The organism is Streptomyces sp. NPDC014894, assembly GCF_043080985.1.
Classification (GTDB): Bacteria; Actinomycetota; Actinomycetes; order Streptomycetales; family Streptomycetaceae; genus Streptomyces.
Genome location: NZ_JBIBWD010000004.1, coordinates 600755 through 624151, shown reverse-complemented (window position 1 = coordinate 624151; position 23397 = coordinate 600755). Strand labels below are relative to the sequence as shown.

General features: G+C 71.9%; 22 protein-coding genes, 1 tRNA gene, 1 pseudogene and 1 riboswitch. Of the genes and pseudogenes, 11 read left to right on the top strand and 13 right to left on the bottom strand.

Annotation, left to right across the window (positions count from 1 at the left end; genetic code table 11):
• Positions 1-53: 53 nt before the first annotated feature.
• The gene (locus ACF089_RS13625; RefSeq protein ID WP_392025751.1) at positions 54-818 is read left to right on the top strand and encodes a GntR family transcriptional regulator; all 765 of its coding nucleotides are present in this window, start codon (positions 54-56) and stop codon (positions 816-818) included.
• Between the two features lie 80 nt (positions 819-898).
• On the opposite strand, the pseudogene ACF089_RS13620 reads toward ACF089_RS13625, so the two are convergent.
• Positions 899-1482, bottom strand: a pseudogene (locus ACF089_RS13620) (Uma2 family endonuclease).
• 200 nt (positions 1483-1682) lie between these two features.
• Positions 1683-1807, top strand: a riboswitch (cobalamin riboswitch).
• Between the two features lie 215 nt (positions 1808-2022).
• Here ACF089_RS13620 and ACF089_RS13615 point away from each other — a divergent pair.
• Both ACF089_RS13615 and ACF089_RS13610 read left to right on the top strand, forming a co-directional pair.
• Positions 2023-4398, top strand: a complete 2376-nt coding sequence (locus ACF089_RS13615; RefSeq protein ID WP_392025750.1) for a ribonucleoside-diphosphate reductase subunit alpha — start codon at positions 2023-2025, stop codon at positions 4396-4398.
• The gene (locus ACF089_RS13610) at positions 4398-5417 is read left to right on the top strand and encodes a ribonucleotide-diphosphate reductase subunit beta (RefSeq protein ID WP_392025666.1); all 1020 of its coding nucleotides are present in this window, start codon (positions 4398-4400) and stop codon (positions 5415-5417) included. The genes ACF089_RS13615 and ACF089_RS13610 overlap by 1 nt, the downstream gene beginning before the upstream one ends.
• On the opposite strand, the gene ACF089_RS13605 is transcribed toward ACF089_RS13610, so the two are convergent.
• Entirely contained in the window at positions 5372-5614 is a 243-nt protein-coding gene (locus ACF089_RS13605) for a hypothetical protein (protein ID WP_392025664.1), read from the bottom strand. The genes ACF089_RS13610 and ACF089_RS13605 overlap by 46 nt on opposite strands.
• A gap of 82 nt (positions 5615-5696) precedes the next feature.
• Between ACF089_RS13605 and ACF089_RS13600 the strand changes: the two genes are divergently transcribed.
• A complete protein-coding gene (locus tag ACF089_RS13600) occupies positions 5697-6683 on the top strand; it encodes a GlxA family transcriptional regulator (RefSeq protein WP_392025662.1) in 987 nt (328 codons plus the stop codon).
• A 112-nt stretch (positions 6684-6795) separates the two neighbouring features.
• Here ACF089_RS13600 and def read toward each other — a convergent pair whose 3' ends face one another.
• From def to ACF089_RS13560, 8 genes are all read right to left on the bottom strand, one after another.
• Complete coding sequence (gene def / locus ACF089_RS13595; protein WP_392025660.1) at positions 6796-7449, bottom strand: peptide deformylase; 654 nt, start codon at positions 7447-7449, stop codon at positions 6796-6798.
• A gap of 79 nt (positions 7450-7528) precedes the next feature.
• On the bottom strand, positions 7529-8533 hold the full coding sequence (locus ACF089_RS13590) for a tetratricopeptide repeat protein (protein ID WP_392025658.1): 1005 nt from the start codon (positions 8531-8533) through the stop codon (positions 7529-7531).
• A gap of 181 nt (positions 8534-8714) precedes the next feature.
• Entirely contained in the window at positions 8715-10019 is a 1305-nt protein-coding gene (locus ACF089_RS13585; RefSeq protein WP_392025748.1) for an HD-GYP domain-containing protein, read from the bottom strand.
• Positions 10020-10276: 257 nt separating this feature from the next.
• Positions 10277-11641, bottom strand: a complete 1365-nt coding sequence (locus ACF089_RS13580; protein WP_392025656.1) for an HD-GYP domain-containing protein — start codon at positions 11639-11641, stop codon at positions 10277-10279.
• A 168-nt stretch (positions 11642-11809) separates the two neighbouring features.
• A complete protein-coding gene (rsrA, locus tag ACF089_RS13575) occupies positions 11810-12124 on the bottom strand; it encodes a mycothiol system anti-sigma-R factor (RefSeq protein WP_392025654.1) in 315 nt (104 codons plus the stop codon).
• Positions 12121-12840 carry a sigma-70 family RNA polymerase sigma factor gene (locus ACF089_RS13570; protein ID WP_392025652.1) on the bottom strand — a complete coding sequence of 240 codons (720 nt, stop codon included), beginning with the start codon at positions 12838-12840 and terminating at the stop codon, positions 12121-12123. Before ACF089_RS13570 ends, rsrA begins: the two co-directional genes overlap by 4 nt.
• Positions 12841-13097: 257 nt before the next feature.
• The gene (locus ACF089_RS13565; protein ID WP_392025650.1) at positions 13098-13736 is read right to left on the bottom strand and encodes an alpha/beta family hydrolase; all 639 of its coding nucleotides are present in this window, start codon (positions 13734-13736) and stop codon (positions 13098-13100) included.
• A 284-nt stretch (positions 13737-14020) separates the two neighbouring features.
• Positions 14021-14836 (bottom strand): SOS response-associated peptidase, encoded by an 816-nt coding sequence (locus ACF089_RS13560; RefSeq protein WP_392025648.1) that lies wholly within the window; start codon positions 14834-14836, stop codon positions 14021-14023.
• A gap of 49 nt (positions 14837-14885) precedes the next feature.
• Here ACF089_RS13560 and ACF089_RS13555 point away from each other — a divergent pair, with 49 nt between their 5' ends.
• The 4 genes from ACF089_RS13555 to ACF089_RS13540 all read left to right on the top strand — a co-directional run bounded on the left by ACF089_RS13555 (position 14886) and on the right by ACF089_RS13540 (position 18603).
• Positions 14886-15626: a M50 family metallopeptidase gene (locus ACF089_RS13555; RefSeq protein ID WP_392025647.1), complete on the top strand. Its 741-nt coding sequence runs from the start codon at positions 14886-14888 to the stop codon at positions 15624-15626.
• A gap of 190 nt (positions 15627-15816) precedes the next feature.
• Positions 15817-17163 (top strand): 3-phosphoshikimate 1-carboxyvinyltransferase, encoded by a 1347-nt coding sequence (gene aroA / locus ACF089_RS13550; protein WP_392025645.1) that lies wholly within the window; start codon positions 15817-15819, stop codon positions 17161-17163.
• Between the two features lie 12 nt (positions 17164-17175).
• Positions 17176-18189, top strand: a complete 1014-nt coding sequence (rsgA, locus tag ACF089_RS13545) for a ribosome small subunit-dependent GTPase A (protein WP_392025643.1) — start codon at positions 17176-17178, stop codon at positions 18187-18189.
• Positions 18190-18279: 90 nt separating this feature from the next.
• Positions 18280-18603 (top strand): DMT family transporter, encoded by a 324-nt coding sequence (locus tag ACF089_RS13540; RefSeq protein WP_392025641.1) that lies wholly within the window; start codon positions 18280-18282, stop codon positions 18601-18603.
• Between the two features lie 155 nt (positions 18604-18758).
• Here ACF089_RS13540 and ACF089_RS13535 read toward each other — a convergent pair whose 3' ends face one another.
• On the bottom strand, positions 18759-19412 hold the full coding sequence (locus ACF089_RS13535; protein WP_392025640.1) for a TetR/AcrR family transcriptional regulator: 654 nt from the start codon (positions 19410-19412) through the stop codon (positions 18759-18761).
• Positions 19413-19589: 177 nt separating this feature from the next.
• Between ACF089_RS13535 and hisN the strand changes: the two genes are divergently transcribed.
• Positions 19590-20390: a histidinol-phosphatase gene (gene hisN, locus ACF089_RS13530; RefSeq protein WP_392025638.1), complete on the top strand. Its 801-nt coding sequence runs from the start codon at positions 19590-19592 to the stop codon at positions 20388-20390.
• A gap of 155 nt (positions 20391-20545) precedes the next feature.
• Positions 20546-20947: a cyclic nucleotide-binding/CBS domain-containing protein gene (locus ACF089_RS13525; RefSeq protein WP_392025637.1), complete on the top strand. Its 402-nt coding sequence runs from the start codon at positions 20546-20548 to the stop codon at positions 20945-20947.
• A 123-nt stretch (positions 20948-21070) separates the two neighbouring features.
• Here the strand turns inward: ACF089_RS13525 and ACF089_RS13520 are convergent, their stop codons facing one another.
• Positions 21071-22540: a catalase gene (locus ACF089_RS13520; protein ID WP_392025746.1), complete on the bottom strand. Its 1470-nt coding sequence runs from the start codon at positions 22538-22540 to the stop codon at positions 21071-21073.
• 117 nt (positions 22541-22657) lie between these two features.
• Between ACF089_RS13520 and ACF089_RS13515 the strand changes: the two genes are divergently transcribed.
• Positions 22658-23074, top strand: a complete 417-nt coding sequence (locus ACF089_RS13515; protein WP_392025635.1) for a Fur family transcriptional regulator — start codon at positions 22658-22660, stop codon at positions 23072-23074.
• A gap of 193 nt (positions 23075-23267) precedes the next feature.
• Here the strand turns inward: ACF089_RS13515 and ACF089_RS13510 are convergent.
• A tRNA-Met gene (locus ACF089_RS13510) sits at positions 23268-23341 on the bottom strand.
• Positions 23342-23397: the final 56 nt, after the last annotated feature.

Sequence of the window (23397 nt, the reverse complement as noted above, 5' to 3'; positions counted from 1 at the left end):
GACAGACGGAGGAGCCGGTGACGGCAGCAACGCAGGAGTCGGGAAGGCGGGCCATGACCACGGACGGGGTGGGCACGGAGACCGAGGGCGGGCCTCAGACCCGTACCGCGCGTGTCCCCAAGTACTACCGGCTCAAGCGCCATCTTCTCGACATGACAGAGACTATGCCGCCAGGGACTCCGGTGCCCCCGGAACGCACACTCGCGGCCGAATTCGACACCTCGCGCACGACCGTGCGCCAGGCGCTCCAGGAGCTGGTGGTCGAGGGCCGGCTGGAGCGCATCCAGGGCAAAGGCACTTTCGTGGCCAAGCCGAAGGTGTCCCAGGCGCTCCAACTGACCTCGTACACCGAGGACATGAAGGCCCAGGGGCTGGAACCCACTTCCCAGCTGCTGGACATCGGCTATGTCACGGCCGACGACAGCCTGGCGGGCCTGCTGGACATCTCGGCGGGCGGGCGGGTGCTGCGCATCGAGCGGCTCCGGCTGGCGAGCGGCGAGCCGATGGCGATCGAGACGACCCATCTCTCGGCCAAGCGCTTTCCGGCGCTGCGCCGCAGTCTGGTGAAGTACACCTCGCTCTACACGGCGCTCGCGGAGGTGTACGACATCCATCTCGCGGAGGCCGAGGAGACCATCGAGACCTCGCTCGCGACACCGCGCGAGGCGGGGCTCCTCGGGACGGACGTGGGCCTGCCGATGCTGATGCTTTCACGCCATTCTCTGGACGCCAGAGGAGAGCCCGTGGAGTGGGTCCGCTCGGTCTACCGGGGCGACCGCTACAAGTTCGTCGCCCGTCTGAAGCGCCCTGCCCCCTGATCCGTCCCGGCCCCGCGCGCGACCGCTCCCGAGAGCGATCGCGCGGGGCCGGCTCGATCAGTCGGCGTCGCCCCGGGCGGTCAGCGCACCCAGTCCTCGAGGCGCTCGGTGGACAGGGTGACGCCGACCGGATCGGGCAGCACGACATCCTTGCCGAACGGCACCGTGTGGGCGTTCTCGTACCGCACCCCGTCCGGTTCGCCGTAGACCGTCACCTCGCGGTTGTCCCGGTCGATCAGCAGATACACGGGGATGCCCGTCTGCGCGTAGGCACGCGGCTTCTCGACCCGGTCACGCTGATCGGTGTCCGCGTCGTAGGAGGTCACTTCGACCGCCATCAGCACCGGACTCGGATCCGCCCACTCGCCGTGACCGACGAAGGCGTCGCTGGGGCCAGTGAGACATCGGGCCGGGCCCGGCCCAGACGGTACTCCTGGACCTTGAGCCCCTGCTCGGAGTGGAGCCACAGCTCCGGCCTGGACTGCACGCAGATCCGGGTCAGCCACTGAATGATCCGACCATGGTCCCCGTCGGGCAGAGCCCTGCTCCTGATCCTGCCGTCGATGAGTTCCATCCGCATGCGCCGGGACCGCGCGGCCAGTATCCGCGTGCCCTCGTCGAATTCATCCGGGTGGACATGGAAACGGTCGGTGATCTCAAGGATCTCCGCAGCCTGTGCCATAAGGCCTCCTCCCTGTGTTCTCGACCATAGCGGAGCCGTCCGACAACGGCCCCGGGCCCGCCTCCGCAGGCCCTCCCGCAGTCGCCGCAGGGCCTGGCAGGGGGTGACCATCCGTAGTGCGGCAGACAGCCCACAGACACCCCGCGACACAACATCTGGTGGGTGCCACCACCCCCCGCCCCCACATGTATGCTCATCTCGCTGTCGCCGCAGAGGAATCCGGTGTGAATCCGGAACTGTCCCGCAACGGTGTGCTGTGGTGCGCTTTGTCGTACCCGCGAGTCCGGGCGTCTGCCGACAGCGCACCCGGCTCGACCGACCCGGGTGCCAAGACGTCCGGGCCTCGCGGTTGGGTCGGCGGACGCCGTGGAGTGCTGCCCGGAAACGGGTACGCGCGCCCCGCGGCGCGCCTCCCGCCCGCCGGCCCGTGAGCCGAGCGAGGGAGAGCACCACGTGACCATCGCGCCAGCCGATCCGGCTTCAGGCACCTCCGCGAACGCCTTCGGGCAGACCTCCGAGAAGGTGTCGGAACAGCTTCCCGGACGGGTCCCCGGACCCGTCTCCGGGGAGCCCGGGGACGGGCCCGGGACCGCGCTGCTGCGGACCCTGACCGACCTCACCGCCGATCTGCCGGACACCGACCCGGGCAAGGTCGCCGCAGCCGCGCTGCGCGGCCGGAACGCCGCGTCGGACGCGGCCGAGCTGCGCGGGCTCGCCACCGACGCCGCCGCGGGCCTCATCTCCGAGGACCCGGCCTACTCGCGGCTCGCCGCCCGGCTGCTCACCCGCACCATCGCGGACGAGGCGGCCGGCCAGGGCTCGGTCTGCTTCTCCGCCTCGGTCGCCGTCGGTCACGCCGAGGGCCTGATCGCCGACCGCACCGCGGACTTCGTCACGCTCCACGCCGACCGCCTGGACGAGCTGATCGACCCGGACGCCGACGACCGCTTCGGCTACTTCGGCCTGCGGACCCTCTACAGCCGCTATCTGCTGCGCCACCCGATCACCCGCCGGGTGATCGAGACCCCGCAGCACTTCATGCTCCGCGTGGCCTGCGGACTCGCCGAGGACGACTCCCCGCGCGCGCTGGACGAGGTCGCCGCGCTCTACCGGCTGATGAGCCGGCTGGACTATCTGCCCTCCTCCCCCACGCTCTTCAACTCCGGCACCCGGCACCCGCAGATGTCCTCCTGCTATCTGCTGGACTCCCCGCAGGACGAGCTGGACTCCATCTACGACCGGTACCACCAGGTCGCCCGGCTCTCCAAGCACGCCGGCGGCATCGGGCTCTCGTACTCCCGCATCCGCGCCCGCGGCTCGCTGATCCGCGGCACCAACGGCCACTCCAACGGCATCGTGCCGTTCCTCAAGACGCTGGACGCCTCGGTCGCCGCCGTGAACCAGGGCGGCCGGCGCAAGGGCGCCGCCGCCGTCTATCTGGAGACCTGGCACGCGGACATCGAGGAGTTCCTGGAGCTGCGCGACAACACCGGCGAGGACGCCCGGCGCACCCACAACCTCAACCTCGCGCACTGGGTCCCGGACGAGTTCATGCGCCGGGTCCAGGCCGACACCGAGTGGTCGCTGTTCTCCCCGGCCGACGTGCCCGAGCTGGTGGACCTGTGGGGCGACGAGTTCGACGCCGCCTACCGCAAGGCCGAGGCGGCGGGCCTGGCCCGCAAGACGATGCCCGCGCGCGAGCTGTACGGCCGGATGATGCGGACCCTCGCCCAGACCGGCAACGGCTGGATGACGTTCAAGGACGCCTCCAACCGCACCGCCAACCAGACCGCCCTGCCCGGACACACCGTCCACTCCTCGAATCTCTGCACCGAGATCCTGGAGGTCACCGACGACGGCGAGACCGCCGTCTGCAATCTGGGCTCGGTCAATCTGGGCGCCTTCGTCTCCGGCGGCGACATCGACTGGGAGCGGCTGGACTCGACCGTCCGCACCGCCGTCACCTTCCTCGACCGCGTCGTGGACATCAACTTCTACCCGACCGAGCAGGCCGAGCGCTCCAACTCCAAGTGGCGTCCGGTGGGCCTGGGCGCGATGGGCCTCCAGGACGTCTTCTTCCAGCTGAAGCTGCCCTTCGACTCCCCCGCCGCGCGCGAGCTGTCCACCCGGATCGCCGAGCGGATCATGCTCGCCGCCTATGAGGCCTCCGCCGATCTGGCCGAGCGGAACGGGCCCCTCCCCGCCTGGGAGAAGACCCGCACCGCACGCGGTGTGCTGCACCCGGACCACTACGGCGTCGAGCTGAACTGGCCGGAGCGCTGGGCCGCCCTGCGCGAGCGCGTCGCCGCCACCGGAATGCGCAACTCGCTGCTGCTCGCCATCGCCCCGACGGCGACCATCGCCTCGATCGCCGGTGTGTACGAGTGCATCGAGCCCCAGGTCTCCAACCTCTTCAAGCGCGAGACGCTCTCCGGCGAGTTCCTCCAGGTCAACTCCTACCTGGTGGCCGAGTTGAAGCGGCTCGGCGTCTGGGACGCCCAGACCCGTGAGGCGCTGCGCGAGTCCAGCGGCTCCATCCAGGACTTCGGCTGGGTGCCGGCCGAGGTGCGCGAGCTGTACCGCACGGCGTGGGAGATCCCGCAGCGCGGTCTGATCGACATGGCCGCCGCCCGCACCCCCTTCCTGGACCAGTCGCAGTCGCTGAACCTGTTCCTGGAGACGCCCACCATCGGCAAGCTCAGCTCGATGTACGCGTACGCCTGGAAGCAGGGCCTGAAGACCACGTACTACCTGCGCTCCCGTCCGGCGACCCGGATCGCCCGCGCCGCGTCCGGCGCCACGGCCGCCGCCCCCGTACCCGTACCGGTTCAGGCCGCCGCCGAGGACGCGGTCGCCTGCTCCCTGGAAAACCCCGAGTCCTGCGAGGCCTGCCAGTAATGTCCACCCCCCACGAGACCAAGAACCTGCTCGACCCGGGCTTCGAGCTGACGCTGCGCCCGATGCGCTACCCGGACTTCTACGAGCGCTACCGGGACGCGATCAAGAACACCTGGACGGTGGAGGAGGTCGACCTCCACTCCGACGTCGCCGACCTCGCGAAGATGACGCCCGCCGAGCAGCATCTGATCGGCCGGCTCGTGGCGTTCTTCGCCACCGGCGACTCGATCGTCGCCAACAATCTGGTGCTGACGCTCTACAAGCACATCAACTCCCCGGAGGCGCGGCTCTATCTGAGCCGTCAGCTCTTCGAGGAGGCGGTGCACGTCCAGTTCTATCTGACGCTGCTGGACACCTATCTGCCCGACCCCGAGGACCGCACGGCGGCCTTCGCCGCGGTGGAGAACATCCCCTCGATCCGCGAGAAGGCGCAGTTCTGCTTCAAGTGGATGGACTCGGTCGAGAAGCTGGACCAGCTGGAGAGCCAGTCCGACCGGCGGCGCTTCCTGCTGAACCTGATCTGCTTCGCCGCGTGCATCGAGGGTCTGTTCTTCTACGGGGCCTTCGCATACGTGTACTGGTTCCGCTCGCGCGGTCTGCTGCACGGTCTGGCCACCGGCACCAACTGGGTGTTCCGTGACGAGACCATGCACATGAACTTCGCCTTCGAGGTCGTGGACACCGTCCGCAAGGAGGAGCCGGAGCTGTTCGACGACGCCCTCCAGCAGCAGGTCACCGACATGCTGAAGGAGGCCGTCGAGGCGGAGCTGCAGTTCGGCCAGGACCTGTGCGGCGACGGACTGCCGGGCATGAACACCGAGTCGATGCGCGAGTACCTCCAGTGCGTCGCCGACCAGCGGCTGACCCGGCTGGGCTTCGCCCCGGTGTACGGCTCGGAGAACCCGTTCTCCTTCATGGAGCTGCAGGGCGTCCAGGAGCTGACGAACTTCTTCGAGCGCCGTCCGTCCGCCTATCAGGTGGCGGTCGAGGGCTCCGTCGATCTGGGCGAGGACTTCTGAGTCCGAGGCACGGCTGACGCCGGCGCGCCGCGCACGGGGCCGCGGACCGAGGACCGGTCCGCGGCCCCTTCGCGTACCCCGGCCGCCGCCCGGAGCTGTCGGTCGATCGCGCGCTCCCGGGCCAGTCCGACGAGCGAGGGAAGAAGGATCAGAGCGGTCAGGGCGAGGACGGCGAGCAGGCCGGGGAGGGATTCCATACCCTCAACGGTCGCCGCCCGGCGGAAGAATCATCAGTGGCAGCACTGTCATGGACCGTCGAATTGCTGCCACACTCCCCTCATGCTGAGAAACGTCGCCGCGGTCCTCCTCGAAGGCGTCCACCCCTTCGAGCTCGGGGTGCTCTGCGAGGTCTTCGGCCATGACCGCCGCGCGGACGGGCTCCCCGGCTACGACTTCGCCGTGGTCTCGGCCGAAGGACCCACCCTGACCACCGACACCGGATTCGGCATCAGCACCCCGCACGGTCTGGAGCGGCTCGCCGAGGCCGATCTCGTCGCCGTCCCCACCGGGAACGACTATCCGACCCGCGCCTACCCGCAGGAGCTGCTCGAAGCGCTCCGCCAGGCCGTGGACCGGGGCGCGCGCGTGCTCAGCGTCTGCAGCGGCGCCTTCGTCCTGGGCGCGGCCGGACTGCTCGACGGCCGCCGCTGCACCACCCACTGGAAGCACGCCCACACCCTCGCCGAACGCTATCCGCGGGCCATGGTCGACCCCGATGTGCTGTACGTGGACGAGGGGCCGGTCATCACCTCCGCCGGCACCGCCGCCGCGATCGACGCCTGCATCCATCTGCTGCGCCAGGAGCACGGACCGGAGGTCGCCAATCACATCGCCCGCCGGATGGTGGTCCCGCCGCACCGCGACGGCGGGCAGGCGCAGTACATCGAGCGGCCGCTGCCGCGCACCCGGTACGACACCGTCGGCGCCGTCCTGGCCTGGATGGAGCGGCATCTCGACCGGGAGACGACGGTCGAACAGCTCGCCGCCCGGGCCCATATGTCGCCGCGGACCTTCGCCCGCCGCTTCCACCAGGAGACGGGGACCACACCGTACCGCTGGCTGCTGCGACAGCGGGTGCTGCTGGCGCAGGAGCTGCTGGAGGCCACGGACGAGACGGTGGAGGCGATCGCGGCGCGCTCCGGATTCGGCAACGCGGCGGCGCTGCGCCACCACTTCCTCCGTACCCTCGGCACCACGCCGAACGTCTACCGGCGGACCTTCCGCGGCCCGGCGGGCGCCGCCGTCCCGGTCGGGCACGAACGCTGACGCGGCGGCGCGGGGCGCCAGGCACGGACGGCGCGGGGTGTGAGGGCGCGGACGGCGCGGGGCCCGCTCACAGCGGTGAGCGGGCCCCGGACTCCGTGCGGCGCGGGCGCGGTCAGTCGTTCGGCACGACCGGGTAGCGCGGGGTGCCCTCGGCCATCTGCCGCAGCGCGTCCTTGCGGTCGCGCTTGGAGAGACGGTCGATGTAGAGATACCCGTACAGATGGTCGGTCTCGTGCTGGAGGCAGCGCGCGAAGTAGCCATTGCCCCGGATCTTGACCGGATTGCCCTTCATGTCCTGTCCGCGCACCACGGCGTAGTCGGGGCGGGCCAGCTCCGCGTAGGCGGTGGGGACGGAGAGGCAGCCCTCGTTGGAGTCGTCCAGCACGCGCAGCTCCGGCGGCAGCTCCTCCAGGACCGGGTTGCAGATGTACCCGGTGTGGCGATTGCCGTCGTCGTCGGGGCAGTCGTAGACGAAGACCTTGAGGTCGACGCCGATCTGATTGGCGGCGAGGCCCACGCCCTCGGCCGTGCGCTGGCTGGCGAACATGTCGTCGATCAGCGACGCGAGCGCGTCGTCGAACTCGGTGACGTCCGCGCACTCCTTGTGGAGCACCGGATTGCCGACGACCGTGATCGGCCGCGAGGCGCCGCGCTCCCGGTGGGCGAGCTCACGTGCCTCGCAGTCCTCCGTGTCCACGACGAACCCGTCGTCGTCCACGACGGGACCCTCATTGACCTGCTGGTCCGTCTCCTGCTGCGACGCCATGTCAGCCGTACGCCTTCCTCGGTCCTTCGTGGTCCACCCGGCGGGGGCCACTGTGTGTCCGTACAGCCTAAGGGCAGGGTCAGCAGACTTCCTCAAGATCTCGCCACTCCCGGCTGTCCGGACTGTCCGCGACCCAGCCGTCCAGCAGTCCCCGCACCAGACCGGCGGGGGCGGCGAGGCCGCACTCCCGTTCGGGGGACCACAGCTCGCCGGCGGTGCGGTGGCCGAGCGGTCCCGGGTGGCCCGGTTCGCTGTGGTCGTGGGGGTCGAGATGCTCGCCCTCGCCCTCGGCGCTCGGCATCCGGCTCTCGGAGCAGGAGCGGCAGAGCAGCCGTACCGACGACGACCAGTCCTCGGCGGCGAAACCGGCGTCGGAGGCCAGCTGCTCCAGCGCGTCCCGGTCGGCCTCCGTGGCGGCCTCCAGCAGCACCACCCAGGTGGGGACGGGCGAGGGGGCCCACAGCTCGATCTCGTCGAAGACCGGATAGGAGGGGCCTGCGGAGGTGGTCCGCTCCCCGTTGGGCACGCCGTCGTGGAGGACGACCTCGCCCCAGCGGCGGCCGGAGGACGGCAGCGGGATCGACAGCACCTCCATCCGGGCCGGGTCCAGCCTGCGGCCCCACACCACCTCGGCCTCGCCCTCGGGCGAGAGCCGCACGGCGGCGCTGCCGAGGTCCATGCCCAGCGCCTCGCCGCCCGGCCCCGCGCCCACACCGCCGGTGCGGGTGGGCAGGCCCGGCACCTTGAGGCCGTACGCCTGCCAGGCGCGGCGGGCCAGCGGCCAGTCCTGGAGCGCGGTGGCGGCGATGCCGACGTTCCACCAGTCGGGGGCCCCGGTCTCCTTGTCCAGCAGGGCGACCGCGCGCAGCCCCGCGGCCCGCGCCTGCTCCCAGTCGTGCCGGAACTTGTGCAGGAGCGCCAGATTGAACCAGGACTCGGAGAGCCAGGGCTCAAGGTCCGCCGCCCGTGTCAGCAGCGCGCCCGCGTCCTCGTACCGGCCGTCGCCGATCAGCGTGAACGCGCGGTCGGTGGCCTGCCGCCACGAGGCTGAGGGCCGATGCCGTACCTTCCCGAAGATCCTCACGATTCCCGCCTGCCGGTCGTTCGGGTCACTGCCCCGGACGCTGTTGGTGTGATTCCCGATGCTGCTTCGTGTGTCTGCTTGACGCTGGTTGTCTCTCCTCTTTCGCATCCAACCATGCCCGGCAAAGGGGTGGCTCATTACCCATGGGTTACCCAGGGCGGACGCGGACCAGACTCCAGGGTCACCGGGGGTGCGCCGGAGCGGGGCCGTCCGCCGTTCCGGGGCCCCCGGCGGGGTCCTCGGGGCCGGAGCGGGCCGGGTCCCGGGGGCCCGGGAGGGCCGGCGGGAAGGCCCGGGCGACCACCTTCGCCAGGGATTCGACCACCTCCGGCTGATAGTCGCGGCCCGCGCCGAGCCGCAGCCGCTCCAGTACGGCGAGCGCGCCCGCGCCCTCCGCGTCTGTCCCGGACAGGTCCTCGTATGCGTTGACGGTCCGGACGATCCGGGCGGGCAGCGGCTGGTCGCGGTACGGATCGGCCTGCCGCTCGACGACGACGGCGACCTCGGCGGGCACGCCGGTCTGCCGGACGACGGCCCCGCCGAGCAGGGCGATACGGCGCTGCTGGGCGGCCGGCAGCAGCGCGGTGGCCCCGTCCGGCACCGGGTCCACCAGGGAGAGCTGGCCGATGTCGTGCATCAGCGCCGCGTACTCCAGCACCGTCAGCCGTTCGCCGCTCAGACCCATCTCCCGGCCGACCGCGCAGCTCAGCTCGGCGACCCGGCGGGCGTGTCCGGGCGGGGTGTATCCGGCGATCTCGGTCGAGCGGGCCAGTGAGGCGATGGTCTGCCGATAGGTGGCGCGGACCGCCTCGTACCGCCGGAAGGAGAGCTGGGCGAGGAGGAGGGGGCCGCAGAAGACGGGCAGCGCCCAGAGTCCGGCGACGGCGACCGCGAGGGCGATGACGGCTCCGGTGGCGCAGACGGCGGAGCCGATGCCGAGCAGCGCCCGCAGTTCCTCGCGGAGCAGCGGGCCGTAGGGGAAGCCGGTGCGGGCGCGGCGCGCCAGCGCGGCGAGGACCGCGTCGCAGAGCGCGGTCAGCACGGTCAGGAGCAGCAGGAAGAGGGGGTAGGCCGCGCCGCTCGCCCACCGGTCCAGCTCGCCGGAGTTGTAGAGCGGCTGGAAGCACGCGGCGGCGAAGGCTGCGGTCAGCACCCGTCGGGCGACGTGGTCGAGGACGAGTCGGCGGCCCCGGGCGAGCTGGACCGCGGCTCCGGCGAGCGCTCCCGCGGCGACGACGGCGACGACCTGGAGCACGCCGTGGCCGGTGGGGCGGCCGGCGCACTCGCCGAGGAGGGCGTACGCGAGGGCGGCGGCCGCGCCGAGCGGCGCGGGTTCGCGTGCGCCCGGGCCGGCGCCCGAGCGGACGCTCTCGCCGAGGGCGACGAGGGCGCCGAAGGCCAGGGCGTACCCGGGCTCGTGGACGCCGCGGCGCAGGACGGCGGCGATCGCGGCGGCGGCGAGGAGGGCGGCGGCGGTGTGGAGCAGGAGGGCGAGGGCGGCGGCGAGGGGGGCGTCGGGGCGGAGGCGGGAGCGGGTGCGGGCGGTGGTCCTGGGCCGGGGGCGGGTGCGGGTGCGGGAGTCGGGGCCGGTGCGGGCGGTGGTCCCGGACCCGGGGCGGGAGTCGGGGCCGGTGCCGGGACCGGTCCCGGTGCTGGTTCTCGTACGGGGGTCGGGGCCGGTGCGGGCCCGGTGCTCGGGTCCGGGGGCGTCCGGGCCCGGCGGGTGCGGTGCGCCGCCCTGGGTCACGCGGGGCCGCCCGGGGTGCGGTCGGCGACGCGCACCGGCTGCGGCGGGATGCCGCGGATGTCCTGGGCGGCCGGGGCGGCGGACTCGCCGGAGGTCACCTCGGTCTCCCAGCCGTCCCGCCGCAGCGCCCGGACCAGCGCCCCCACCATCCGGGGGTCGAAGTGCGCGCCCGCGCACCGCTCCAGTTCGGCCAGCGCCACCGGCACCGGCCGGGCCCGGGAGTAGGAGCGGGTGGAGGTCATGGCGTCGAAGGCGTCCGCGACCGCGACCACCCGGGCGAATTCGGGGATCCGCTCCCCGGCCAGCCCGCACGGGTATCCGGTGCCGTCCATCCGTTCGTGGTGGTGCAGGATCGCGCCCCTGGCCTCGCCGAGGAAGCCGATGCCCCGGACGATCTCATGGCCGTACTCGGGGTGCAGCTGGATCACCCGCCGCTCCTCCGGCGTCAGCGGGCCGTCCTTGCGCAGGATCCGGGTGGGGACGCCGAGCTTGCCCACGTCGTGCAGGATCCCGGCGAAGCGGATCACCTCGATCCGTTCCTCGTCCATCCCGAGTTCGCGGGCGATCAGCACCGAGGCCCGGCCGACCCGCTCGCTGTGGCCCCGGGTGTAGCGGTCCTTGAGGTCGACGGCCTGGACGAGGGCGCGGATGGTGCCCTGGTGGGCGGTGCGCTCCCGGTGGTACTGGGCGAAGAGCCAGCAGGAGATGTACATCGGCAGCAGCACGAGCAGCGCGGAGACCGGTCCGTACGGACTGGTCCACAGCACCGCCATCATCAGCCCGGCCAGCCCGTGGACGAGGAGCGGGGCCAGCGAGCGGAGCACCAGGCCGCGCCAGGCGGTGTGCGGAGGCACCCGTTCGGCGGTGGCGAGAATGCCCGCCTCCAGGGCGGCCAGCACCAGACAGAAGACGACGGCCGAGGCGGTGGCGGGCGCGAGCGCGTGGGGGAAGCGGGGCTCGCTCAGGGTCCGCTCGCCGCCCAGCAGGACGAAGGCGCTCGCCGCGCTCCAGGTCGCGAGGGCGAGCTGGGCGGAGCGCCAGATCCGCCGGGGCCCGGCGGGCCCGCGCTCGACCCGGCCGAGCAGCGAGCCGGGGACGGCGACGAGCATGGCGGCGGCCGGAGGGAGCAGAAAGGCCGCGGTGAGCAGCACCGGGAAGAAGGAGGCGGCGCTCATGGAGAGCGCCTTGCGCAGATGGCGGCAGCGCGGCGGCAGCTCACATCCCGCGTAGAGCGCGGCGAGCAGCGCCACGGCGCTCCAGCCGACGGGAATCTCCTGCCCGGGTAAGGGCAGCGCGCATGCCGCTGTGCAGAGCACCGCGCCGAGAATGTACGCGCGTGCCGTCGCCGGTACGGAACTCACTGCGCCGCCCCCTTCGCGTCTGGCGCGTCACGCTAGCGAGTCGGGGGGATGAGCGCCGGTGCGCCGACGGTTGTTCGCACAGACGAGTGACAGCGGGTGCGTACGAAGAGGGTGCGCCGTGGAGATCACGGCGCACCCTCTTCGTACAAATGAGGGACGGGGGTACGGTCACTCGGCCCCGGGGGCCTCCGCACGGGCGACGCTGACATCGTCGTCGGGCACGGTCTCGCCGGAGCGGATCAGATCGATCCGGCCCATGACCTTGGCCCGCAGATCGGTGGGGACGTCGTCGTGTCCGCAGCAGCGCTTGACGAGCTTCTTCACGGCCTGCTCCAGCCCGTACTTCTCCAGGCAGGGGGAGCATTCCTCGAAGTGCACCTCGAACTTGGTGCAGTCGCTGTCGGGCATCTCACGGTCGAGGAACTCGTAGAGGTGGTCGAGTACCTCCGAGCAGTCCGTCTCGTGCGGCTCTCCGCAGCTCATGAGCCCGAGCCTTTCGCGTCGTTCGACTCCCCCGCGCCGGCCGGGACGAGTCCGCGCTCACGGGCGTAGTCCTCCAGCATGCCGCGCAGCTGGCGACGGCCCCGGTGCAGGCGGGACATCACCGTCCCGATGGGTGTTCCCATGATGTCCGCGATCTCCTTGTACGCAAAGCCCTCTACGTCGGCGAGATAGACGGCGATACGGAACTCTTCGGGGATGGCCTGGAGCGCGGACTTCACATCGGAGTCCGGCAGGTGGTCGAGGGCCTGGGACTCGGCCGAGCGCAGTCCGGTGGACATGTGCGACTCGGCACGGGCCAGCTGCCAGTCCTCGATCTCCTCGGCGGCGCTGCGCTGGGGCTCCCGCTGCTTCTTGCGGTAGGAGTTGATGAAGGTGTTGGTGAGGATGCGGTACAGCCACGCCTTGAGGTTGGTGCCCTCGCGGAACTGGTGGAAGGAGCCGTACGCCTTGGCATAGGTCTCCTGGACCAGGTCCTCGGCGTCGGCGGGGTTGCGCGTCATGCGCAGCGCGGCCGAGTACATCTGGTCGAGGAAGCCGAGGGCGTCCCGCTCGAAGCGCGCGTTGCGCTCGGCGGTCGTCTCGGCGCCCGTGCGGGCGGGCTCGTCCGAGCCCTCGATGAGGGCGTCCGGCTGTCCCTGACCCGGTGCCGCCCGGCCGTCGTCGGCCCCTGCGTCGGTCCCAGTGACCGGACCCACCTCCTCCAACGCTGTGACGGGGCCGAGTGCGGACCCGCTCGAGTCGGAGAATAGTCGACCTTCGGTGCTCGGCTCCTGCCGACCGGCTCCGCCCTGCGCCCGCGACGAGGCGTTCTTGGCCGCAGTCAGCACGGTCCACTCCAGGTCAGCGGGGTGCGTGCGGCGGGGGCAGACGGTCGGACCCATGCGAGGGACTCCCTACTCCATGCTCTGTTGCTGACGTCCTGACATCCCGCACAACAGAGCCGGGCGGCTCGTCATTCCCAGCCGGCCCCGACCCACTCCGCCACCGCGTCTGTGATCGTTGTCACGGTCTCGGCCTCGGTGACGCCGGACCGCTTGGGGACCGCGAAGCCGTGGTCGGCGAAGGGGACTTCCACCAGGGCGTACGGCCCTTCGGGGAATTCGGCGGGCCTGCCGAAGGGATCGGCGCCGCCCTGGACGACGAGGGTGGGCAGTCCGGTGCCGAGCAGTTCGTCCGCCCGGGATCTCTCGGGGCGGCCGGGCGGGTGGAGGGGGAAGGAGAGGGCGAGTACGGCGGCGGCCCCCAGCTCCTGTCCGGTGCGGCAGGCGACCCGGGCTCCGGCGCTGCGTCCGCCCGCGACCACGGGGAGGCCGGGGCGCCGAAGCGCGGGCCAGAGGGCGCGCCAGGCGGTGTCGAGGGCCTTGGGGGCCGGGGCGATCTTCTTTCCGGCGACGCGCCAGGGCTGCTCCACCAGGGCGACGGTGATGCCGTGGGCGGGCAGCTCGGCGGCGAGGGCGCGCAGGTCACGGGTGTCGGTGCCGCCGCCGGCGCCGTGTCCGAGGGCGAGGACGAGCCGGGGGGCGGGGGCGGGGCGCCAGCTGATCCGCGCGGGGCCGGCGTCGGTCTCCACGGTCTCGGTCCGGGTGGTCATGAGCCGGTCCGGGGCGTCGTGACGTGGGCGTGGTCCGCGTGGTGGGCGTGGTTCGCGTTGTGGGCGTGGTTCGCGTTGTGGGCGGGGGCGGGGGGCATGGTGATCATCCTGGCGGGTGGGGAGCGGGGGCGCGGGGAGGCGCGGCGCGTGCCGGGTGGGTGGTCCGGGGGTGATCGGGGCCCGGGGCCCGGGGCGGATCGAGGCACGCGCGCGGGCGCGGGTCCGGGCTCGGGCTCGGACTCGGGTGAGCGGGCTCGGGTTCAGGCCCGGGTCCGGGCGCGGGTTCAGAAGAGGGTGCCCTCCTCCGGGCCCTCCAGCTCCGTCAGCAGCTCCGGCCCGTTGTTGCGGACGTTGCTGACCGCCGTGCCCACCGGGTACGCCCGCATCAGACCCTCGGGCGGCGGCTCCAGCAGCGCCCTCAGCTCCTCCGGGTTCGTACGGGCCGGGTCCAGCCAGGCGTCCCAGCGGTCCGGCGTCAGCATCAGCGGCATCCGGGGGTGGATCTCGGCGAGCGAGCCCGGGCCCTCGGCGGGGGCGACGCCCAGCGGCCCCTTCTCCGCCTCGGTGGTGAGGACCGTGCACGTGACCCACCAGGCGAGCGGATCGTCGTCGGGCCGGGTCCGGTCCCGCCAGAACTCGTACAGCCCGGCCATCGCGAACACCGACCCGTCCGCCGGAGTCACGAAGTACGGCTGCTTGCGGGGGCGCTTCCTCCTCCCCTGCTCCTCCAGCTGCCGTTCGGTCTCGCCGGTGACCCACTCGTAGTAGCCGTCGGCCGGCAGGAGACAGCGCCGGGCGGCGAAGGGGCGGCGGAACGACGGCTTCTCGTGCACCGTCTCCGAGCGGGCGTTGATCATCCGGGCCGCGCCCTCGGGGGATTTCGCCCAGGCGGGCACGAGTCCCCATCTCAGTGCTCTGAGCTGGCGAACCGGACGCTGGTCGTCCGCGTCTTTCAGAGGGCGCTCAAGAATCGCGTAGACCTCTTTGGTGGGGGCCACGTTCCAGTCGGGAGCCAGTTCCTCGGCGGGCTCCCACGTCCGGACACCGAAGATCCCCACCAGATCCTCGGGCCGCCGACTCGCCGCATACCTGCCACACATAAATGCCACACTGCCACTTCGTCCCGCCGCACAAGGAGCCGCCCCAGAAATGGAAAGCATCCATTCCGCTTCCGTCCCCGGCAGCGCCTCCGCGAGCGGTCTGTGGGACCGGCTCTCCGGCACCCAGGCCGCCCCGGAGGAGTGGCTGGTCATCGCCGCCGGCGTGCTGGCGCTCGCCGTCGTCCTGCCCCGGCCGCTCTGGCGGGTCTCCCGCAACGCGGTCACCATCGCCCACGAGGGCGGCCACGGATTGCTCGCCCTGCTCACCGGGCGCAGCCTGGAGGGCATACGGCTGCACTCCGACACCAGCGGGCTGACCGTCAGCCGCGGCAGACCGACCGGTCTGGGCATGGTCCTCACCGCCGCCGCGGGCTACCCCGCGCCGTCCCTGCTGGGCCTCGGCGGCGCGGCGCTGCTCGGGGCCGACCGCGTCACCCTGCTGCTGTGGCTGGCCACGGCTCTGCTCCTGGCGATGCTGGTGATGATCCGCAACGCGTACGGCGCGCTCACGGTGATCCTGACCGGCGCGGCCTTCCTGCTGGTCTCCTGGCTGGCGGGGCCCCAGGTGCAGGCCGCCTTCGCCTACACCGCGGTCTGGTTCCTGCTGCTCGGCGGCGTCCGGCCGGCCTTCGAGCTGCAGTCCAAGCGCCGGCACGGCGGAGCGCCCGACTCGGACGCCGACCAGCTCTCCCGGCTCACCCATGTGCCGCCCGCCATGTGGCTCTTTCTCTTCCACGCGGTGTCGATCTGCGCGCTGATCGGCGGCGGACGCTGGCTGCTCGACCTGTGATCTCCCGGGCCGCCGGGGGCGGCGGGCCGGCGGGCCGCGGGGGCCTCGGCCGGGGACCGCGGGTAGGCGGGCCGCGGGGGCTCGGCCGGGCCCGGAGGCCGCCGGGCCCACTATCACTCCCTGGTTACGCCCCGGTTTCGGCGTATTTGATCAAGATCCGGGCCTCCCGGGAGCCACTAAAGTAAGGGCCATGACCGAAGCCTCCGTGCACCCTGCCCTCTGGCCCGCCCCGTACGCGAGCGGAGCCGTCGAAGCGACGGTGACCGTGCCCGGTTCGAAATCGGTCACCAACCGCGCCCTGGTGCTGGCCGCCCTCGCCGCCGAGCCCGGCTGGCTGCGCCGCCCGCTCCGCTCCCGCGACAGTCTGCTGATGGCGGACGCGCTGCGCGCCCTGGGCGTCGGCATCGAGGAGACCGTCTCCTCCAGCTCCTCCATCGTGGGCGGCCCCGACGCCGAGGGCGAGGCCTGGCGGGTCATCCCGACCGGCCTGCACGGCCCCGCCACGGTCGACGTCGGCAACGCCGGCACCGTGATGCGCTTCCTGCCGCCCGTCGCCGCGCTCGCCGACGGCCCCGTCCGCTTCGACGGCGACCCCCGCTCCTACGAGCGCCCGCTGAACGGTGTGATCGACGCGCTGCGCGCCCTCGGGGCCCGGATCGACGACGACGGCCGCGGCGCGCTCCCGATGACCGTGCACGGCGGGGGCGCGCTGGACGGCGGCCGCGTCGAGATAGACGCCTCCTCGTCCTCCCAGTTCGTCTCCGCGCTGCTGCTCTCCGCGCCCCGCTTCAACCAGGGGGTGGAGGTCCGGCACATCGGCGGCCGGCTCCCCTCGATGCCGCACATCCGGATGACCGTGGACATGCTGCGCGCCGTCGGCGCCCAGGTGGACGAGCCGGAGACCGGCGGCGAGCCCAATGTCTGGCGGGTCTCGCCCTCCGCCGTCCTCGGCCGGGACGTCACCATCGAGCCCGACCTCTCCAACGCGCAGCCGTTCCTCGCCGCCGCGCTGATCACCGGCGGCCGGGTCACCATCCCCGACTGGCCGCTGCGCACCACCCAGCCCGGCGACGCCCTGCGCGGGATCTTCACCGAGATGGGCGGTTCCTGCGAGCTGACCGAGGAGGGGCTGGTCTTCACCGGCTCCGGCCGGATCCACGGCATCGACGTCGACCTCGGCGAGGTCGGCGAGCTGACCCCGGGCATCGCGGCCGTCGCGGCGCTCGCGGACTCCCCCTCGACCCTGCGCGGCGTGGCCCATCTGCGGCTGCACGAGACGGACCGGCTGGCGGCGCTCACCAAGGAGATCAACGAGCTGGGCGGCGATGTGACCGAGACCGAGGACGGTCTGCGCATCCGCCCGCGCCCGCTGCACGGCGGCGTCTTCCACACCTACGACGACCACCGCATGGCCACGGCGGGCTCGATCATCGGCCTCGCGGTCGAGGGCGTCGAGATCGAGAATGTGGCGACCACGGCCAAGACCCTGCCCGACTTCCCGCGGATGTGGACAGCCATGCTCGGAGCGGGAAGCTGAACGGGGTCTGAGATGCGGCGCTACGGCAAGAACCCCGACGAGGACGACATCCGCGTACGCCCCAATCGCAAGGGCAACCGACCGCGGACCACGATCCGCCCCAAGCACGAGGACGCCTCGGAAGGCATGGTCCTCACCGTCGACCGGGGGCGGCTGACCTGCCTCGTCGGGGATCGTGTCGTCATGGCGATGAAGGCGCGCGAGCTGGGCCGCAAGGCCGCCGTCGTCGGCGACCGGGTCTCCATCGTCGGGGACCTCTCCGGCGACAAGGACACCCTGGCCAGGATCGTGCGGATCGGCGAGCGCTCGTCCGTGCTCCGCCGCACGGCCGACGACGACGATCCCTTCGAGCGGGTGGTCGTCGCCAACGCCGACCAGCTCGCGATCGTCACGGCCCTCGCCGACCCCGAACCCCGGCCGCGCATGATCGACCGCTGTCTGGTCGCCGCGTACGACGGCGGTCTCACCCCCCTGCTCGTGCTGACCAAGTCCGACCTCGCCCCGCCGGACGAACTGCTGGAGATGTACGGGGCGCTCGGCGTCCCCCATGTCGTCACCACCCGCGAGGAGTTCGTCGACGGGGTCGCGGCCGACCGGGTGCACGAGCATCTGTCGGGCCGGACCACCGCTTTCGTCGGCCACTCCGGCGTCGGCAAGACCACCCTGGTCAACGCGCTGGTCCCGGCGGACCGGCGGCGGTCGACCGGACATGTCAACGCGGTCACCGGGCGCGGCCGGCACACCACCACCTCCGCGCTCGCCCTCCCGCTCGCCGGCGAGCGCGGCGGATGGGTGATCGACACCCCCGGCGTGCGCTCCTTCGGTCTGAACCATGTGGACCCCTCGCGGGTGATCCTCGCCTTCCCCGATCTCGTGCCGGGCACGGAGAACTGCCCCCGGGGATGCGGCCACGACGAGCCCGAGTGCGCGCTGGACGCCTGGGTGGCGGAGGGGCACGCCGACCCGGCCCGGCTCGACTCGCTGCGCCGGCTGCTCGCGACGCGCGAGCGACGCGAGGGCGACTGATTCGCACGTGGTCGCGTTCTTCCGAGGTCGACGAGTGCATAATCGCATCAAGTCCGACGAAGCGGTCACCGACTGACGGGGAGGCGCTCCATGGCGTGGCTGCTGGTGGTGGTCGCCGGGATTCTGGAGACGGGATTCGCCGTCTGTCTGAAGCTGTCGCACGGATTCACCCGCCTCTGGCCGACGATCGCCTTCGCCGCCTTCGCCCTCGGGAGCTTCGGTCTGCTGACCCTGGCACTGAAGAAACTGGACGTGGGGCCCGCCTACGCGGTCTGGACCGGGATCGGGGCGGCGGGCACCGCGATCTACGGAATGATCTTCCTCGGGGATCTGGTCTCCACTCTCAAGATCGTGTCGATCTCCCTGGTCATCCTGGGGGTCATCGGTCTCCAGCTGTCGGGCTCGGCCCACTGACCCGAGGCCGTCGCGCTCGGCCGGCCCGTACAGGTCCGTCGGGCCCGGTCCGCTGATCCTGTCGGGCTCCGCCCGCTCCGAAGCCGTCGCGCTCGGCCCGCGGGTACGCGGCCACCGGGCCCGGTCCGGTGATCCGGAGCCGTCCGGTCCGGCGGTCAGCCCGGCTCCGGCTCCAGATCGCCAACGACCGTACGGACCAGCGAGCCGACCCCGTGGCCCGCGGGCGCGATCACACAGGAGAGGGCGAGCCGCACCGCCAGTTCGCAGCGATGGGCCAGCTCCGGGGACCGCTGCCACGCCCCATCGGCGCCGATGCCCCCGCCGCCGTTCCCTCCCGCGCTCCCGCCCCGCTCCAGCGCGGCCAGCGAACGGTCCCGCACCAGGGCGACCACCTCGGACGGCACGGGCAGCCCGGCGTCCGCGCGGCGCTGGGCGGGCGCCCCGGCCGGCGGCAGACCGTGCCGTACGGGCTTGGGGGCCGGCAGCCGTTCGCCCCAGCAGCCCGTGAGCAGCGCCTTCAGCAGCGGTTTCGCCCTGGCCTCGCCGACGGTCCACTCGGCGACGGCGACCAGATGGTCGACCGGCCCGGTCCGTTCGCCGAGCAGTCGGTCCACACCGTGGAGATAGGCGTCGGCCTCTCTTCGCACCAGCGCCCTGGCCAGCCCGTCCTTGCTGCCGAACTCGTTGTACAAGGTCTGTCTCGACAGGCCCGCCGCCGCTGCGACATCGACCATCCGCACGCCTGACCAGGGTATTTCGGCAAGTGCCGCCAAGGCGGCGTTCAACAGGGACTCACGGGCCGTAGGCATCGTCGCCTCCCAGACCGCACGGCTCCCCGGGCCCGCTGCCCGCCCTCCGTACGGCGCTCCGCACAGAGTTGACGCGGCTCCCGCAGGTGTCAAGGGTCCCCGGCCGCCGGGAGGCGGGCGCGCTGGGCGGGTTGACGAATTCCGGTCCATGTACGGCTCCTCGATAGAGTGATGGCCATGCCCGACTACGACGACGATCTGCGTCTCGCCCATGTCCTCGCCGACGCCGCCGACGCCGCCACCATGGCCCGGTTCAAGGCCCTGGATCTCCAGGTCGAGACCAAGCCGGACATGACTCCGGTGAGCGAGGCCGACAAGGCGGCGGAGGAGCTGATCCGCGGACAGCTCCAGCGGGCCCGCCCGCGTGACGCGATCCTCGGCGAGGAGTACGGCATCGAGGGCACGGGTCCGCGGCGCTGGGTCGTGGACCCGATCGACGGGACCAAGAACTATGTGCGCGGGGTGCCGGTCTGGGCCACGCTGATCTCGCTCATGGTGCAGGGCGAGGGCGGCTATCGGCCCGTGGTGGGTGTGGTCTCGGCGCCGGCGCTGGGCCGGCGCTGGTGGGCCTCGGAGGGCGGGGGCGCGTACACCGGGCGCTCCCTCACCTCCGCGACCAGGCTTCAGGTGTCCGCGGTGAGCAGGGTCCGCGACGCCTCTTTCGCCTACTCCTCCCTGACGGGGTGGGAGGAACAGGGTCGACTGGACGGCTTCCTGGACCTTACCCGGGCCTGCTGGCGCACACGCGGATATGGCGACTTCTGGCCATACATGATGGTCGCCGAGGGATCGATCGACATCTGCGCCGAGCCCGAGCTGTCCCTGTGGGACATGGCGGCGACCGCGATCGTGGTCCAGGAGGCGGGCGGCTCCTTCACCGGACTGGACGGCTCCCCCGGCCCGCACAGCGGCAACGCGGCCGCGTCGAACGGGCTCCTCCACGACGAGCTGCTGGGCTATCTCAACCAGCGCTACTGACCCGCCCGCGGCGCGCCCCGCACCGATCCGGAACCGGCCCCGCCACCCCCTTGCCCTGGCCCGCCGGGGCTGCGACTCTGAGAGTCCCCCCACTTGTGAACTTGTGAATCGGTTCCCGAAGGGGGCCGGACCCTCTCAAGGAGGTGGCTCCATCCATGCTCGTCCGTGACGCCATGAGCACGGTGGTCCTCACCATCGGGCCCACCCACACCCTCCGCCAGGCCGCCCGGCTGATGGCCGCCCGCCGGGTCGGCGCGGCCGTCGTCCTCGACGGCGACGCCGAGGGCATGGGGATTCTCACCGAGCGCGACGTCCTGACCTCGGTCGGCACGGGGCAGGACCCCGACCGGGAGACCGCGGGCGCGCACACCACCACCGACGTCGTCTTCGCCGCCCCGGGCTGGACGCTGGAAGAGGCCGCGGAGGCGATGTCGCACGGCGGCTTCCGGCACCTGATCGTGATGGACGGACGGGGACCCGTGGGCATCGTCTCCGTACGCGACATCATCCGCTGCTGGGCGCCGGCCCGACGCGAGCGCGGCGCCCTGGTCGGCTGACCCTTCGCACAAGGCTCCCGGACGGGCGCCCGCGGCGGAAACGCGAGGGCGAGGCCCGGACGGACGAGAGGGCCGGACTCCCCTGGACAGGAATCCGGCCCTCCGCTCTACGGCAGGCGCCCGTCAGCCACGAAGGGCCTGGACCGCGGCTTCGAGCCGCTTGCCGAAGTCTCCGTCAGCCTGACGGAAGTTGTTGATCGCGCGCTCGGCGATGTCGTCGCGCGAGACCTTGGCGATGAACCCGGACAGGTTCTCGATCAGACGGGTCCGCTCGTCCTCCGACATCAGCCGGTAGAGATTGCCCGCCTGCACGAAGTCGGTGTCCTCGGCGTGGGTCGGGGCCTCAAGGGCTCCGGTGCCGCCCGCGACGGGAGTCGACGTCCACAGCGGGCGGTCCGTCTGGAACGGGCCGCCGAAGCTGTTCGGCTCGTAGTTCTTCGCGCCCTGGTGACGGCCGTCGTAGAGGAAGCCGTCCCGGCTGTTGGTCCGCGCCTCGGTGGCGTGCGGACGGTTCACCGGCAGATGGTCGGCGTTGATGCCGACGCGGTAGCGGTGGGCGTCGCCGTACGCGAAGAGACGGCCCTGGAGCATCTTGTCCGGCGAGGGACCGATGCCCGGCACGAAGTGGGCGGGCGAGAAGATCGACTGCTCGACCTCCGCGAACACGTTCTCCGGGTTGCGGTTCAGCTCCAGCTTGCCGATGTCGATCGGCGGGTAGTCCTCGTGCGGCCACACCTTGGTGAGGTCGAACGGGTTGAAGCGGTAGTTCGCCGCCTCGGCCGCGGGCATGATCTGCACCTGCACGGTCCAGCTCGGGTACTCCCCGCGCTCGATGGACTCCCGCAGATCGCGCTGGTGGCTGTCCGGGTCCTCACCGGCGAGGCGGTTGGCCTCGTCCTGGGTGAGGTTCTTGATGCCCTGGTCGGTCTTGAAGTGGTACTTCACCCAGAAGACCTCGCCGGCGGCGTTGTTCCACTGGTAGGTGTGCGAGCCGTAGCCGTTCATGTGGCGCAGCGTGGCCGGGATGCCCCGGTCGCCGAAGAGCCAGGTCACCTGGTGCGTCGACTCGGGCGACAGGCCCCAGAAGTCCCAGACGTTGTCGGCCTCCTGGGAGCCCGTGTACGGGTCGCGCTTCTGGGTGTGGATGAAGTCCGGGAACTTGATGGCGTCCTTGATGAAGAACACCGGGGTGTTGTTCCCGACGAGGTCGTAGTTGCCTTCCTCGGTGTAGAACTTCAGCGCGAAGCCCCGGGGGTCCCGCACCGCGTCGGCCGAGCCCAGGTTGCCGGCGACGGTGGAGAAGCGCAGAAACGTCTCCGTCTGCTTGCCGACCTCGGAGAGGAACGCGGCGCGCGTGTACTGGGAGACATCGGCCGTGAGGGTGAAGGTGCCATAGGCCCCCGCGCCCCGCGCGTGGACGACACGCTCCGGGATGCGCTCACGGTTGAAGTGCGCGAGCTTCTCCAGCAGCAGCTGGTCCTGCACCAGGACCGGGCCGCCGGGGCCCGCGGTCTCGCTGTTCTGGTTGTCGGCGACCGGAGCTCCGGCCTCCGTGGTGAGCGGTCCCTGCGTCACGTACGCCTCCTGCGTGATCCTCTGTCCTGGCCCTTGTGCCGATCCGATCCTACGATGGACTTTGTCTAAGTCAAGTGAACATCCAAAGTCACACCCGTTCGGGATCACGATCCCCCCGCTGTTAGGCTGGTCCTTATGAGTGACCTGTTGGAACGACTTCGCGGACGCGGCTGGCGGATGACCGCCCAGAGGCGTGTCGTGGCCGAGGTCCTCGACGGCGAGCATGTCCACCTGACGGCCGACGAGGTGCATTCACGCGCGGTGCGGAGACTGCCGGAGATCTCCCGCGCGACCGTCTACAACACGCTCGGCGAGCTGGTCTCCCTGGGCGAGGTGCTGGAGGTCGCGACCGACCGCCGCGCCAAGCGCTACGACCCGAACGCCCACCGCCCGCACCAGCACCTGGTGTGCGGCAAGTGCGGCGCGATCCGTGACGTCCACCCGCTGGGGAACCCCCTGGCGGATCTCCCCGACGCCGAGCGGTTCGGCTTCACGATCTCGGACGTCGAGGTGACGTACCGGGGCGTGTGTCCGTCCTGCGCCAACGCCTAGGACATCCGCGGCGGCGCGGACCGGCCGCGGTCCAGGACCGAGCGTCCCCGCGGGGATTTCCCAGCCGCGCACCGGAAGACGTTTACCGACGACCGACCCGCTCAGGGCGCGAGGATCGCCTTCCCGCGTCTCATCAGCGCCCGCACATGACGAAGGCCCGGATTCCTGAGGAATCCGGGCCTTCGTCTTTCAGTAGCGGGGACAGGATTTGAACCTGCGACCTCTGGGTTATGAGCCCAGCGAGCTACCGAGCTGCTCCACCCCGCGCCGTTGAATGCAACTCTACGGGACCCGACCGGCCGGTGCAAATCCATGATCCAGAG